Consider the following 13,998-nt stretch of genomic DNA (forward strand, 5'->3'; position numbering starts at 1 on the left):
AACCATACCCGCTACCGAGCAACGGTTTGATCTGATACATATTTTCCAGGATCAGGCCAATTTGTTTACCTCCTATCCTATTTCAAAAAAAACAAGGGTTGAGTTGGGTGGCGGCGCTTCGCAATATTATTACCGGGTAGATAGGTATAGCACTTTTTACGATGCTAACGGCAATGTTTTAGATTACCAGAAAAACCATATCTCTAACGATGCCTATAATAATGATCCGGCAAATAATGGGGCTATTTTAAAACCTTTTACCATATTTCAGGCCAGTACGGCGCTGGTAGGCGATAATGCCTTTTCGGGTGTAGCATCGCCTTTAGAGGGTTACCGCTACCGCCTGCAAGCCGAGTATGATTTTGGTTCGTATCAGTTTTTTGCCCCAACGGTTGATCTGCGTGGGTACGTACGTGCCGCCCCGGTAACTTTTGCTGCGCGGCTATATGGCTATGGCCGCTTAGGCAATGCCAATGGTTTGTACCCTTTGTATTTAGGGTATCCATTTTTAATACGGGGTTATGAGGCGCAAACCTTTTACACCAACAGCAGCAAACCTACCAATGGCTTTACTATTGATCAGCTATCAGGTAGCCGCATAGCGGTAGCAAATTTTGAGATGCGTTTGCCGTTTACCGGGCCTGAAAAACTATCGCAGATCAAATCAAAATTCTTTTTCTCGGAGTTGAACCTGTTTTTTGATGCCGGTTTAGCCTGGAACCAGGGTAACGAGATCAGGTTTCAATCTGCCCCCGATCGTGTTGGCACCGACGCCACAGGTAATCCCACTTACAACGCCAACCAACGTGTACCGGCATTAAGTACCGGCGTATCATTAAGGGTAAATGTATTTGGCTATTTTGTGCTGGAACCATACCTGGCCATACCATTTAACCGCAGCGATGTTACTAAACCTGTATTTGGTTTAGGGTTTACACCGGGGTGGTAAGCAAAAACTATTACCACCTATTATTGTAATAAATAGGTATTGTATATAGATTATGAATAAACTGTTTTTATCTTCTTTATTGCTTTTAACAACGTGTACCCTATTTGCGCAGGTGGCCCCGTCTACCCCTAAATCTATAGCCGAGGCCAGTGTGGAAAAGCCAGTGGATGTAAAAGGCGCCGACCCTAAAACGGGTATGGTGTCGTCTTATTTAATTGGCGATAATATTTTCCTGTCAAAAATGGGTGGTTCGTTTTATAAAGCGGTTAAGGCGGCGGGAATGGAAGAAACTTTTAAAAGCCGCGGACCTATTACGTTGTTTTTACCGAACGACCAGGCATTTGCCAAATTATCAAAAGGAAAAATAGATAGTTTATATAAACCGGCATTATTGCCTCATTTAATAGCGTTAATAGCCTACCATGCTATACCGGGTAATTTAAGAATAGATGATCTGGCTGACAAAATTGACCGCAAAACAGGTATAGCCACATTTACAACACTATCAGGCAGTAAATTATACATAAAGTTTGACGGTAACTATAATTTGGTAATAGTAGATGATGCCGGGCACCAGAGTATAATTACCCAACCGCAATTGCCACAATCTAATGGTTTCATTTACGTAATAGATACCGTGCTGCAGCCCAAAGATAAACTGTTATAAAACAGACCATAGCATGACAAACCATGCTGGAAATATTTACGTAATTTGAATTAACTTACCTGTCATTTCGAACGAGGTACGAGGAGAAATCTTATACGATTGACTTTAATATCGACTACTTATCTATTGTATAAGATTTCTCACTACGTTTCGAAATGACAAAGAAAAAAATGAAACTTATAAACCAATAAAAAAAATGAAAAGATCAATTTTAGCCATAGTGCTAATAAGCGCGTTTGTCTGGGTGGGATGCCAGGACAGCAATGCGCAGGCTAATGCCAAAAGGTTAAGCAAACCTGCTGCCGAATGGAAAAAAGTATTAAACCCTAATGCCTACCATATTATGGTAGAGAGTGGCACCGAAGCGCCTTTTGCCAATGCTTATTACAACAATCACGAAAAAGGTGTTTATGTAAGCGCGGCCACCGGCGAAGTATTATTTACCTCGGATGATAAATATGATAGCGGCACCGGCTGGCCAAGCTTTGTGAAACCGGTTGACGCTAAAAAAATAAAAATAGTAGTTGATAACAGCGACGGTATGACACGCGACGAGGTTATTGAAGCCAGTACAGGCCTGCACCTGGGCCACGTATTTGATGATGGCCCTGCCAGCAGGGGTGGTAAAAGATACTGCATGAACTCGGGCGCGTTAAAATTTATTAAAAAGTAACCGCCCTGCGCATGGCACTTACCGACGGCCTTAGCTGCGGACGCATGCGTACAGTTGTTTCGTAATTTAAACCAATGGTCAGGTCTACCCAGTCGGGATTAACAGATCTGATCATTTTTTCTTTTTGGGGGCGCGTGTAGGTACTCACGGTTTGAAAACGCGCCATGGCCTGCTCCTCGGTATTTATCTCTTCAAAATAAACCAAACGGTTAAGCTGCTGTGCGCTGTCGAAAAACAAGGTGGGCATTTCACTGTAAAATTTAAGTGTTTTTAACAGGTCAGAGCATAAGCCTACGTGTAAAGTGTTGCGGTTTCTGTCGGTTATTAAATAGATGAATCTTTTCATTTTAAAATAAATTTTGCTGGTTAAAAAATAATTACTAATTTTATGAGCATAAAAATACTAATAATTTTAGCAATTCCAAATTTTATGTCAAAAATTTCATCAAATATTAAATACCTCCGCAAAAAGAAGGGCCTTACCCAGCAGCAATTTGCTGATGAATTAGGTATAAAAAGATCATTAGTGGGCGCTTATGAAGAAGAACGTGCCGAACCTAAATATGATCTGCTAAAAAAATTAGCAGTGTATTTTGATTTATCTGTTGATGATTTTATAAACGAGAATATAACCGATAAGTGGGCGCCCAAACCAAAAGGCAGCGGTGATAACCTGCGCATATTATCTATATCGGTTGATAAGGATGATAACGAAAACATTGAGATGGTGCCCATGAAAGCCAGCGCCGGCTATTTAAATGGCTATGCCGACCCGGAATATGTGGCCGAATTACCCAAGCTTTACCTGCCCATGTTTAAACAAGGCACCTACCGCGCCTTTGAAATAAAAGGCGACTCGATGTTGCCGCTGGTATCAGGTACTACTATTATAGGTGAATATGTAGAGAACTGGGCCGATGTTAAACAGGGCGAAACCTATGTCATACTATCGCAAAGCGAAGGCGTGGTATATAAACGTATTGGCAACAAATACCGCGATAATAAAAAATTAAAACTGGTATCAGATAACCCGGTATATGAAGCGTATGAGATTGAAGGCGGTGATATTTTAGAGATATGGAAAGCTAAAGCCTATATATCAACCCATTTGCCTATGCCTACACCCGAGCCTACTATGGAAAGTTTAACGGCAATGATGGCGCAAATGCAGCGTTCCATAAGCAATTTGCAGCAAGGCAACAATTAAGTTACATGTTACTTAGTTAAACCTTAAGCGTATATCTTTATCAAACTTAAAACATCCAAAAAAACTAAAAGATGAAAAAATTATTAATCATGTGCTTGTTCGTAATTGGAGCAAGTGCAGCAAGTTTCGCACAAGGCGGCGGACAAGGAAGAACACCTGCAGCTCAGTTAGAACGTTTAAAAGGTGCTGTTACTGGCATAACTGCTGATCAAGAAACTAAAATAACAGCTATTTATACGGCACAAACCAAAACTATGGACAGCTTAAGAACTGCTGCTAATGGTGACATGAGTTCAATGCGCGAAAAAATGCAACCAATGCGTGCAGCAACTAACGCCAAGATCAAAGCTGTTTTAACTGCCGACCAGCAAAAACAATTTGATGCTATGCCTCAAGGTCGTGGTCGTGGGCCGGGTGGTCCAGGCGGTGCGCCAGCTAATTAATTAAAAAACACAAAAGACCTGATAATACAGGTTTTTTTGTGTTTTACTATATTTTATTTCTAAATTCTAATTATTAACCTATATTAAATAAACTCAAAAAATGAAAAAATTAGTATTAGTATGCTTCTTTGCTTTAGTAGCAAGTGCATCATTTGCACAAGGCAGACCACAACAAACTCCCGCGCAACAGTTAGAGCGTTTAAAAACTCAGGTAACTGGTATTACAGCCGACCAGGAAACTAAAATTACAGCTATTTATGCTGCTCAAGGTAAAACAAGAGATAGTTTGATGGCTGCAGCGAATGGCGATTTTCAATCAGTTATGCCTGCATTTCAGGCCATGAGAACATCGGGAAATGCCAAAATTAAAGCAGTTTTAACTGCTGATCAGCAAAAACAATTTGACGCTATACCACAACGCGGCCCCGGTGGCGGCGCTCCGCGCAACTAATTACGTACGTAATTAAACTGTTACAAAAAGAACCCTGGTTTTTATTAGGGTTCTTTTTTTTGTTTAATATTTAATAGGTAACTTCAAACTATAAACTAAATTAACCTCAAAAAGAAATGAAAAAATTATTATTGGTAGCTCTATTGGCTATAGGCGTAAGCGCGGCAAGCCATGCTCAAGGTTTTCAGCAAAGAACACCTGAAGAGCAAGTAGCGCAATTAAAAACCCAGGTTACGGGAATCACTGATGCTCAGGCAGCAAAATTGAAAACTGTTTTTGAAGCTCGTGCTAAAAGCATGGATAGTTTAATGCAAGCAGGTCAAGGCGGCGGTGGCGACATGACAGCTATGAGATCTGCATTTACTAAAATGACCGATACCCAGAATGCTAAAATTAAAGCTATTTTAACTGCCGACCAGCAAGCGGCGTACCAAAAAGTTATTGATGCGAGAGCAGAAATGATGAAACAACGTATGCAAGGAAACTAATATTAATTAGTTGAGTTGTCCTGAAATAGGTTGACCTATTTATATAAAAAGCCGCCCGTTACCGGGCGGCTTTTTATTAGTTAAAATTATTATTGATTACAAAACTCTTCAAACAATGTTCCAAACGGATCATAACTCGCGCCCTCACAGTAAATATCTGCATCGCTTACGGTACAAACTCCGTCATAACAGGTTAGGGTAAAAGTAGCAGTCGGATCACTACCACATTGAATGTATGCTGTACATACAGAATATCTACCCGTAATCCTTTTCATTTGATTTTTGGATAGCATTTGTTTGCCCTATAATTTCAATTTTAACCTTTCATAGTTTTAATTTAGGTTAATACTTCTTTTATTAGGGTTCGGCTTTCCCGTTATAAAGCTTGATTGATATTTACCTTTAAGCAACACATTAACTAAATATTATAATTCAAATTCCATATTTCAAAAATTAATTTAGTAGTTTTTAGATAATTACAAGTAAATATCCACCACCTAAGGTGGTGGATTTAAATGTCCTATGCGCAATCTCATCGAAATGATTGTATTCGCTTTGAAACTGAGATTACGGTTGCTGGCATAGACTCCACCCCTGACTTACCGCCAAAGGCGGTGGTTTAGCCATTAGAACAAAAAAGCCACCCGTTTACCGGGCGGCTTTTTTTACCTATTCAGAAAAGGTGGTTCTTATCTTGGATTAAAAGGTGCGGCGTTAGGGTTTGCAGCACCATTACCACCACGTTGTTGCGGCGGACGACCACCAAAACCACCCGGGCCAAAACCTCGGCGTTGAATACGAACGGTATCCAATTCGGCAATTGTCCAGCTCTTGGTACGGTTAGCAGTTATAGCCCTTATTTTGGCTACTTCGGCTTCTCTTACTACCGGAGCATTATTGCCAAAGTTGCTGCGTACATAACTCAATACCGAAGCAATGTAGTTATCACCATTAGCGCCTAAAGCCGGCATAACGTCAGGGTAGGTTTTACCATTTACCGGACCGTTTAAACCATGCATTACTATACGTATCAACTTATCAGGAGCTACATTATTAACTTCGGCGTTGTTGGCTAATGGCGGTGCAGGTTGCGCGGCACCACCTATTGAAACACCTTTAGCATCGCCACCATGGCAGGTAGCGCATAGCTCTTTAAATATGTTTTGTCCTTTTTGTACCAACTCACGGTCAGCCTGGGCCAATAATGCCTGTGCCTTAGCGGCCTCCAGCCTGGCTGTAAGCTTATCGTGATAGCTTTTATCAGACAATGCCAGTATGTTAGTTGGATTAGCTTTGATCATATCACTAATAGCAGCCTGTGCTTTGGCTGATTTGTCAAAGCGCAAGGTTAAAGCTAATTGATAACGTACATCAGCACTTGGATCATTCTTTAATGATAATAACATATCTAACACGCGTGGGTCCTTCTTCATCATATCCTCACCAATCCATGCACCTGTTTTGCGTATTTGAGGGTCGGTATCCTTTATAGCATCACCTAATAACTGTACATTCATTTCGTCCATACCATTTAAGGTCCATAACGCATGTATACGTGCCAGCTCATTGGTTGATGTTGCAGCCATGGTTTTAAGCGCAGGTACTACTGATTTATCGTTATGAATAACCAATAATTCCTGTGCATTATCCCGGTACCAACCGTTAGGGCTATTTAAATGTTCCACCAACTGTGCATTAGTTTCGTTAAGCAGGTTTGGTTTGGTTTTTGCAGGTTTTATACCATCATAAACTACACGGTATATACGGCCACGACCAATATTTTTTTGCAGACCTTTTTGTAAAATTTTAGGACGCAGGTAACTGTCAGGACGTGTCCAGGTACTCTCTTGTATAATACCGTGGTACATATCCACAATATATAATGACCCATCAGGACCGGTAGCAGTATTTACCGGGCGGAAATTTAAATCGGTTGAAGCAATAAACTCCTGCTGATCATAAGCATTTGTTAATGTGGTTTTACCATCAACCGTGTGCACCTTTGCCCTACGTATTAAACGGCCAACAGGTTCGCAGATCAATAAGTCGCCACGCAGATCCGCCGGTAATTTATCACCACGATAGATAGACTGACCATTACAAGCGGTAAAGTGGTTTAATGTACTATCAGTAAGGCGCAGCCTAAATAAACCACCCTGTACGTCAGGCGTAGTTACAATTGGCCATACTTTTTGAAACTCGGCATCAAACTGGTCATTCAGATCAAAACTACCATAATGCGGGTTTTGCTGAAAGTTACTTGCAGGTAACTCGCTACCGGCTATAGAGAAAAATAAACGACCATAGTTATCATGAGCTAAACCCCATTGACCGCGAGGCGGTTCAACCAAGGTATCAGGTATCATTTTACCACCTTTGTACTCATAACGTACCTGGTCAACAGTAACATAAATACGGTTATCAAGGTTCCATACTAAACCGCTTTTTTGATGCTCCAGGTTTTTAACATCTGATTCGTCGTTTTTATAAACCGGAGTTTTAACATCAGCTACACCATCACCATTGGTATCTTCATAACTAAACATGTTATAAGTATTGGTTTCATTTACTATTAACTTATGGTCAACACACATTAACATACGTGGCAATACCAGGTTATCAACAAATACAGTTACCTTATCCATTACACCATCGCCGTTGGTATCTTCTAAACGTTTAATACGACTGGTTTTAGCAAACTCACCTTTTCCATCCTCGTCCAGCATATAAGTATTTAGTTCGGCCACATACATTATACCGTTACCATCCCAGGCTATAGCTGCAGGCTGGCTCACCATAGGTTCGCTGGCCACTAATTGCAGGTGATAACCTTTAGGCAGGTAAATGTGTTTCATGCTCTCCTCGGGAGACATTGGCGCGGGATTAGGGTGCATATCCACCATAATTTTACCCGACGCATCTCTTTTTACAGGGTATTGGGTTACATACGCAACTTTACACGTATATAAAAACATTGCTGCTGCTGATACAGCCAGTATTATTTTGTTAGTTCTTTTCATTGTTTTTTACCTTTGTATTTTTTACCCATAGTATATTGTAAAGCACCCAGTATATGATCTAACACCAGTGGATCAGAAAAACTTTCGTCTGTATGGCCCAAAGCTGTATAAAATGCACGTCCGCCGTCATAATCATGATACCATGCCATCGGGTGAAAATCGCCCATTTTTAAGTTTGTTTGTGTACCATAATCTTCTGTGCTTTCATCTAAGGTAATAAGTACGTGTAAATCTTTAGGATTACTACCTGGCTTAAAGCTATAATATTCATCAGTTCTTGTCCACGTATCCGGCAAGGCTTTGGTTGCTGGGTTATTTTTGTCTATCACCTTTAAAGTAGCAGTTTGTACGTTTTTTCGCGGATGGCCCAAAAAGTAACCGCCTACTAACTGACCATACCATGGCCATTCATAGCCAAAATCGGTAGCAGAGTGGATACCTAAAAAGCCACCGCCTTTTTCAATATATTTTTTAAATGCTTCTTTATTTACAGAATCTTTAAATACCACCTTTTGCATATTACTCGTCGGGCTTAAAAATATGATGGTTGCATACTGTTTTAAGTTTGCATCTGTAAATTTTGATACGTCCGTAGTCGTATCTACATCAAATTTGTTTTCGGCGCCTAATTTTTTTATAGCTGCTATACCAGCAGGTATAGACTTATGAGGAAAAACCGCGGTTTTACAAAATATAAGTACTTTAGGATTAGGTTTTGCCCATGCCATGCTGGTGCATAACAGCAGCGCGGCCATAACCCATACCACTTTTAATGGGCCGGTTGTTTTTTGATCTTTCATTTTATTGTTGGTTAGTAATTGGTTAAATATACTTGGTTTAAAATTTTACATTTAAAGATACACCATAAATTGCCGGATTACCTAAATGTGATGTGCCAAAAATCATAAGCATAATCAATATATTTTTTACTGGCTATGTTATTTGCCAATAAAAATTCATCAACACATTTGGTACAATAGCGTTTATATCCTTGGTTTTCCATACCAAGAATAATTTTTTATTCATTATAAACAATTAGACAACGATAGTAAATTATTTAAGCGATAAAATATACTCTACCATTTTCTTAACATCGGCAGCCGCCAACGTAGGATGCGCAGCCATAGCAGTAGTTCCCCAATTACCGCTGCCACCTGCTATAACTTTTTTAGTTAACAATTCATAATTAGCTTCGTTAGCCGGGTATTTTTTAGCCACATCAATATAAGCCGGGCCAACAATTTTCATATCTACTTTATGGCAGGATAAGCAATCTGATTTTGCTAATAATCCTTTGCCCGCTTCAAGGTCCGCAGCGCTGGGTTTTTTAGCTGCTGTAGCTTTAGTAGTGGTTTTTTTTACAACCGTTTTATGGGTGGTAGTCTTTTTTGTAGTTTTTGTTTGTGCAAACGAAACATTTGCTGACAGCATTAAAATAAGGATCCCCGCTGTAAATATTACTCTCTTCATGGTTTTGTATTATATTTTATTTAGTTAGTTGCTTAATTAATTGAGTTTTATAAACTACCAAGGTTTAACCCTGCATAAAATAAAAATTATAAAAAATAGGTTTATCAAACTGAGGAGCGCAACAAAAATTGCCCGTACGCCTCCTATGGGCAACAAACTTAGTAATTATGGTGTTAAAATCAATAGGTGCAAACAGCTAATTAACCAGCAGCTATTTTGATTTTATTGATAACAACTGGCTATAAATTGATAAAACTTATCAATCAAAGCCAAAGTAAGTGTATTTTGTACATTTTGCCCCCTATTTAGAATGTTTATAAGATGCGTTTTGTCGTGTAATTGTTACTTAAAAAATATCAAACTTATAACCGATAATAAATATAACTGCTTATATCGGTTGGTTTAAGGCAATACAGGCGTTCGGTTTAGAGAAAGACAAACACCCCCGAACATTACGTCGTACTAAAATTTAGCTTTGGGCTTTTCCGTCCGCAATTAGCTTTAAAGCATCATTGATATATTGTATACCCAGATCAGAATAATTTAGCTGAAGTGCGAACCGGTGCCCATGAGCGTCCATTTTAAGTAATGATTTTTTTAAAATATTCACCACTTTTTCTGCGGAATGCTTGTGCAAAAAATCTTCGTATTGAAATTCGAGGAAAAGCAGACAAAGCGCGTTTTCCATTGTTTGCACATCAGCATCTACTTTAATCTTTTGTTTCAGGATGATTTGCCGGGTACGGTCAATTATAGCTTCGTCATACCCTACTCTTTTTAAAATACCTGTTGCTTTATCTGCATGAAAATGAGAAAGATCGCGCCGCCATTTCAAGTAACCTTCCCTATCCATAGGGTAAGTTTCGCGCGGGCTTTCCCAGCGGCCTATGTGTTGGCTGCGCGATGCCAGCAAAAGGGGTTCATCTGCCTGCGGGTTAAGCTTTAATACCCAATCATACAGTTTAATGGCCAAAAAATATTCCTGCGGATAAGTTTTCCCCTCCCAAGTAAAAACATTAGGGTCCATTTTATTATAGCTGTCAAATGCATCAAAAGTGGCCTCGAGTTTATTCATACCTGCAACATATAAAAGTTTTTTCACTTGTAAAAGATATATGCCCGTTTCTCAAAAATTTGCCCTAATTTCAAACTTTTTATCTGCATAAACAGGTAAATGGCATTATATGGGCACACCACAACTTCGTACGGTTAATGTAATACGTTATGTAACTCCCCTGCGCGAGGGCGGTTCGTTACCTGCTATTGCCGAAGCCGACGACGATTTTTTATATGTATTAAAATTCAGGGGCGCAGGTCAGGGTGTCCGCGCGCTTATTGCCGAAATAATTGGCGGCGAATTAGCGCGTGCCATAGGCTTAAAAGTGCCCGAAATAGTTTTCGCCAATTTAGATGAAGCCTTTGGCCGCACCGAGCCGGATGAAGAGATACAGGACCTGCTTAAAGCAAGCGTGGGACTTAATTTGGCATTGCACTATCTTAGTGGCGCTATTACGTTTGATGCCACAGTTACTAAACTGGATGCCGTTACCGCATCAAAAATTGTATGGCTGGATTGCCTGCTTACCAATGTTGACCGTACACCACGTAATACCAATATGCTGATATGGCATAAAGAGTTATGGCTGATAGACCATGGCGCGGCACTTTATTTCCATCACTCCTGGCATAACTGGCTGGAAGCGGCCAAAAAGCCCTTTACACAGGTTAAAGACCATGTGTTGCTACCGGCAGCAAGTGAACTGGACGAGGTTGATACACAATTACGAGCCATTATAACACCCAAATTGATACGTGATATAGTTAATTTAATTCCTGATGAGTGGTTTGCTGGCGAAACAGCGTTTGAATCGGCACAGGAATACCGCGACGCTTATATCACTTTTTTAGAAACACGTGTTGCCCATTCGGCAGTATTTATAAATGAAGCAAAAAATGCCCGCGAAACACTTATTTGAGTATGCCGTTATACGCGTTGTACCCAGGGTGGAGCGCGAGGAATTTATAAATATTGGCATAGTACTATTTTGCGCCAAGCAACAGTTTTTACAAGCAAAGTATCAATTAGATGCCGACAGGCTTAATGCCCTTTGCTGCGATACTGACATTGATGAACTTAAGCAGCATCTTATATCTTTTGAGCGTATTTGCAATGGAGAAGAGAATGCCGGCCCTATCGGTCAGTTAGATATAGCTTCACGCTTTCGTTGGCTCACAGCTACCCGCAGCACCGTAGTACAAGCATCAAAAGTACACCCCGGCTTTTGTGAAGATGCGGGTAAAACTTTAGATAAATTGTTTGAGCAGTTGGTAGTTTGATTGTATATTCATTATCAGGCGGCACTGTATTTTAAGGTAACAAACCTGAAATAAAGAAGAATTAATTTTAAATTATTGATTTTAGTATTACATTCGTAACACATTATTAATGTCAAAACTACATTAATAAAACCGACCAATTAAAACTTAACAATGAACAAATTATCTATTTTACCTGCGGTAATTTTAGGCCTGTTTATGGCTAACAATACCCAGGCCCAAACTAAATTAACCCTCGACCTAAGTAAACCGGGCGTTAAGGTAAGCCCTAAGTTATATGGTATAATGACTGAGGAGATAAACCACTCGTATGACGGTGGCTTATACGCCGAGCTAATTAGAAACCGCGCTTTTAAAGACAATGTTAATACGCCAGAAGCATGGAGCCTTGTACAGGATGGCGACGCAAAAGCAAGCATACAATTAATAGGCGCAAACGAGTTTAATGTACCTAATGATCAGCGTCGCAACGCGCTTAACGGTGCGCTATACGCATCATTGAGGCTTAGTGTTGAAAAAGCAGGTGGCCGTTCGGGCATCGCCAACGAAGGTTTTTACGGTATCCCTGTAAAACCAGCTACCACTTATAATGCATCATTTTATATTAAAGGAATGGGTACCCCAACCTTTAATCGCCCCGGTGGCGGAAACAGGCCTGCACCACGGCCTACCGGCCCTGTAATTACTGACGACACCCCCGGCCCTATCACCGTAAGTATTGAAAGCAATGATAGCAAAACCGTATATGCATCAGGCACTATAAACCTGGTTAAAAGCATTTACTGGAAAAAATACGAATTGAAATTAACTACGGCTGCTGATGTTAAGCCAACTGCTGATGCTCGCTTCGTTATATCAACTAACCGAACCGGTATTTACTATTTCAACCTGGTATCATTATTCCCGCCAACTTATAATAATACCAAAAATGGTAACAGGCCCGACATTATGAAACTGATGGCCGATATGAAGCCTAAGTTTTTACGTTTCCCGGGAGGTAACTTCTTAGAAGGTCCTTACTTAAATGACAAATATCCATGGAAAACCACTTTAGGTCCGATAGAAAACCGCCCGGGTCATAACGGCTCATGGGGTTACCGCGCATCAGATGGCATGGGATTACTGGAATTTTTAATGTGGTGCGAGGATCTGCACATGGAGCCATTATTGGCTGTATATGCCGGCTATTCATTAAATGGCGACCATGTTGACGCAGGCCCGCTTTTAAAACCTTATGTTGATGATGCTTTAGACGAAATTGAATATGTAACCGGAAGCGTTAATACTTACTGGGGTAAAAAACGTGCCGAGGACGGTCACCCTGCTCCATTTAAATTGAGTTATATTGAAGTTGGTAACGAGGATTGGTTTGACAGGTCAAACAGCTATGATGGTCGCTTTACCCAATTCCGTAATGCTATCAAAGCAAAATATCCTCAATTACAGATCATATCAACTATTGCCGACGCGCAATATCCAACGCAAAAAGTAACATCAAGCCAGGTTGATATGGTTGATGAGCATTATTACCGTAGCCCCTGGGATATGCTATACCAGGCTAACAAATACGATAGCTATAGCCGCAAAGGTCCTAAAATTTTTGTAGGCGAATGGGCAACACAGGATGGACAGCCTACTACTAACCTAATCTCGGCTTTGGGCGATGCAGCATGGATGGCCGGTATGGAGCGCAACTCGGATCTTGTACTTGTATCATGCTATGCACCTGTATTTGCTAACGTAAATAAACAAACCGCTACCGCGCCAAAAGGATGGGAATGGAACTACAACCTGATAGGCTACAATGCGCTTAACAGTTACGGTTCGCCGGCATATTATGTGCAAAAGATGTATAGCAATTACCTTGGTGATAAAGTTGTAAACATTGCAGCCCAAAACCTGCCTATGCAAACCAGGCCGTCTACTCGTAGAGATAGTGCAGCCAATACGTTTCCAAAACCTATTCAGTCTGTTTTTTATGTGGCAACAAAAAACAGCAAAACAGGCGCTATTTATTTAAAAGTGGTAAATACCGAAAGCAAAGCGCAAACCATAACCATTGACTTAAAAGGCGTGGTTAAAGTGGCCCCTACTGCAACCCTGGTTGTATTAAAAGGCGATAAACCTACCGAAACCAATACCATTGACGATCCGCAGCATATTATACCGGTGACCTCAAAAATAAGTGGTATGGCAAAAACATTTACACGGGAATTTGCACCGTACTCTGTAAATATCATAGAGTTGCAAACCTCGGCTAAGTAATAAAGATAAATTTAATTGGTGTCTGGGA

Annotated in this window: 15 protein-coding genes and 1 pseudogene; 10 read left to right on the top strand and 6 right to left on the bottom strand. The window is 40.4% G+C overall.

The features are described from left to right. The 3 genes and pseudogenes from ABI367_RS08160 to msrB form a co-directional block, all read left to right on the top strand. Positions 1 to 949 (top strand): annotated as a pseudogene (locus ABI367_RS08160) (tolB protein precursor); the annotation flags it as partial. A gap of 52 nt (positions 950 to 1,001) precedes the next feature. Next, the gene (locus ABI367_RS08165) at positions 1,002 to 1,616 is read left to right on the top strand and encodes a fasciclin domain-containing protein (protein ID WP_462227605.1); all 615 of its coding nucleotides are present in this window, start codon (positions 1,002 to 1,004) and stop codon (positions 1,614 to 1,616) included. 196 nt (positions 1,617 to 1,812) lie between these two features. Continuing rightward, complete coding sequence (gene msrB / locus ABI367_RS08170) at positions 1,813 to 2,289, top strand: peptide-methionine (R)-S-oxide reductase MsrB (protein WP_462227606.1); 477 nt, start codon at positions 1,813 to 1,815, stop codon at positions 2,287 to 2,289. Here the strand turns inward: msrB and ABI367_RS08175 are convergent. Continuing rightward, on the bottom strand, positions 2,279 to 2,635 hold the full coding sequence (locus tag ABI367_RS08175) for a GIY-YIG nuclease family protein (protein ID WP_462227607.1): 357 nt from the start codon (positions 2,633 to 2,635) through the stop codon (positions 2,279 to 2,281). The two genes, msrB and ABI367_RS08175, sit on opposite strands and share 11 nt — an antisense overlap. A gap of 84 nt (positions 2,636 to 2,719) precedes the next feature. Between ABI367_RS08175 and ABI367_RS08180 the strand changes: the two genes are divergently transcribed. From ABI367_RS08180 to ABI367_RS08195, 4 genes are all read left to right on the top strand, one after another. Beyond that, positions 2,720 to 3,496, top strand: coding sequence for an XRE family transcriptional regulator (locus ABI367_RS08180; RefSeq protein WP_462227608.1), 777 nt, complete (start codon positions 2,720 to 2,722; stop codon positions 3,494 to 3,496). An 89-nt stretch (positions 3,497 to 3,585) separates the two neighbouring features. After that, the gene (locus ABI367_RS08185) at positions 3,586 to 3,939 is read left to right on the top strand and encodes a hypothetical protein (protein WP_462227609.1); all 354 of its coding nucleotides are present in this window, start codon (positions 3,586 to 3,588) and stop codon (positions 3,937 to 3,939) included. Between the two features lie 100 nt (positions 3,940 to 4,039). Continuing rightward, entirely contained in the window at positions 4,040 to 4,390 is a 351-nt protein-coding gene (locus ABI367_RS08190; RefSeq protein WP_462227610.1) for a hypothetical protein, read from the top strand. A 116-nt stretch (positions 4,391 to 4,506) separates the two neighbouring features. Further along, complete coding sequence (locus tag ABI367_RS08195) at positions 4,507 to 4,878, top strand: hypothetical protein (RefSeq protein WP_462227611.1); 372 nt, start codon at positions 4,507 to 4,509, stop codon at positions 4,876 to 4,878. 689 nt (positions 4,879 to 5,567) lie between these two features. Here the strand turns inward: ABI367_RS08195 and ABI367_RS08200 are convergent. The 5 genes from ABI367_RS08200 to ABI367_RS08220 form a co-directional block, all read right to left on the bottom strand. Continuing rightward, positions 5,568 to 7,898 carry a PVC-type heme-binding CxxCH protein gene (locus ABI367_RS08200; protein WP_462227612.1) on the bottom strand — a complete coding sequence of 777 codons (2,331 nt, stop codon included), beginning with the start codon at positions 7,896 to 7,898 and terminating at the stop codon, positions 5,568 to 5,570. Beyond that, positions 7,895 to 8,698 carry a ThuA domain-containing protein gene (locus ABI367_RS08205; RefSeq protein WP_462227613.1) on the bottom strand — a complete coding sequence of 268 codons (804 nt, stop codon included), beginning with the start codon at positions 8,696 to 8,698 and terminating at the stop codon, positions 7,895 to 7,897. Before ABI367_RS08205 ends, ABI367_RS08200 begins: the two co-directional genes overlap by 4 nt. Positions 8,699 to 8,775: 77 nt before the next feature. Then, entirely contained in the window at positions 8,776 to 8,901 is a 126-nt protein-coding gene (locus ABI367_RS08210; protein ID WP_462227614.1) for a hypothetical protein, read from the bottom strand. 50 nt (positions 8,902 to 8,951) lie between these two features. Further along, positions 8,952 to 9,368, bottom strand: a complete 417-nt coding sequence (locus tag ABI367_RS08215) for a c-type cytochrome (RefSeq protein WP_462227615.1) — start codon at positions 9,366 to 9,368, stop codon at positions 8,952 to 8,954. 469 nt (positions 9,369 to 9,837) lie between these two features. Then, positions 9,838 to 10,470 (bottom strand): DUF4202 domain-containing protein, encoded by a 633-nt coding sequence (locus tag ABI367_RS08220; protein WP_462227617.1) that lies wholly within the window; start codon positions 10,468 to 10,470, stop codon positions 9,838 to 9,840. An 82-nt stretch (positions 10,471 to 10,552) separates the two neighbouring features. Here ABI367_RS08220 and ABI367_RS08225 point away from each other — a divergent pair, with 82 nt between their 5' ends. The 3 genes from ABI367_RS08225 (at position 10,553) to ABI367_RS08235 (ending at position 13,970) form a co-directional block, all read left to right on the top strand. Then, entirely contained in the window at positions 10,553 to 11,344 is a 792-nt protein-coding gene (locus tag ABI367_RS08225) for a HipA family kinase (RefSeq protein WP_462227618.1), read from the top strand. Beyond that, the gene (locus ABI367_RS08230; RefSeq protein ID WP_462227619.1) at positions 11,322 to 11,705 is read left to right on the top strand and encodes a DUF3037 domain-containing protein; all 384 of its coding nucleotides are present in this window, start codon (positions 11,322 to 11,324) and stop codon (positions 11,703 to 11,705) included. The genes ABI367_RS08225 and ABI367_RS08230 overlap by 23 nt, the downstream gene beginning before the upstream one ends. A gap of 153 nt (positions 11,706 to 11,858) precedes the next feature. After that, a complete protein-coding gene (locus tag ABI367_RS08235) occupies positions 11,859 to 13,970 on the top strand; it encodes an alpha-L-arabinofuranosidase C-terminal domain-containing protein (RefSeq protein WP_462227620.1) in 2,112 nt (703 codons plus the stop codon). Positions 13,971 to 13,998: the final 28 nt, after the last annotated feature.

This window comes from Mucilaginibacter sp. (genome assembly GCF_039935595.1).
Lineage (GTDB): Bacteria > Bacteroidota > Bacteroidia > Sphingobacteriales > Sphingobacteriaceae > Mucilaginibacter.

Bases quoted from the DNA above. Each gene is read 5' to 3' on its own strand.
- ABI367_RS08185 (WP_462227609.1), top strand. From the start codon at position 3,586: ATGTGCTTGTTCGTAATTGGAGCAAGTGCAGCAAGTTTCGCACAAGGC.
- ABI367_RS08165 (WP_462227605.1), top strand. From the start codon at position 1,002: ATGAATAAACTGTTTTTATCTTCTTTATTGCTTTTAACAACGTGTACC.
- ABI367_RS08175 (WP_462227607.1), bottom strand. From the start codon at position 2,635: ATGAAAAGATTCATCTATTTAATAACCGACAGAAACCGCAACACTTTA.
- msrB (WP_462227606.1), top strand. From the start codon at position 1,813: ATGAAAAGATCAATTTTAGCCATAGTGCTAATAAGCGCGTTTGTCTGG.
- ABI367_RS08225 (WP_462227618.1), top strand. From the start codon at position 10,553: ATGGGCACACCACAACTTCGTACGGTTAATGTAATACGTTATGTAACT.
- ABI367_RS08190 (WP_462227610.1), top strand. From the start codon at position 4,040: ATGAAAAAATTAGTATTAGTATGCTTCTTTGCTTTAGTAGCAAGTGCA.
- ABI367_RS08230 (WP_462227619.1), top strand. From the start codon at position 11,322: ATGCCCGCGAAACACTTATTTGAGTATGCCGTTATACGCGTTGTACCC.
- ABI367_RS08180 (WP_462227608.1), top strand. From the start codon at position 2,720: ATGTCAAAAATTTCATCAAATATTAAATACCTCCGCAAAAAGAAGGGC.
- ABI367_RS08210 (WP_462227614.1), bottom strand. From the start codon at position 8,901: ATGGAAAACCAAGGATATAAACGCTATTGTACCAAATGTGTTGATGAA.
- ABI367_RS08235 (WP_462227620.1), top strand. From the start codon at position 11,859: ATGAACAAATTATCTATTTTACCTGCGGTAATTTTAGGCCTGTTTATG.
- ABI367_RS08200 (WP_462227612.1), bottom strand. From the start codon at position 7,898: ATGAAAAGAACTAACAAAATAATACTGGCTGTATCAGCAGCAGCAATG.
- ABI367_RS08215 (WP_462227615.1), bottom strand. From the start codon at position 9,368: ATGAAGAGAGTAATATTTACAGCGGGGATCCTTATTTTAATGCTGTCA.
- ABI367_RS08195 (WP_462227611.1), top strand. From the start codon at position 4,507: ATGAAAAAATTATTATTGGTAGCTCTATTGGCTATAGGCGTAAGCGCG.
- ABI367_RS08205 (WP_462227613.1), bottom strand. From the start codon at position 8,698: ATGAAAGATCAAAAAACAACCGGCCCATTAAAAGTGGTATGGGTTATG.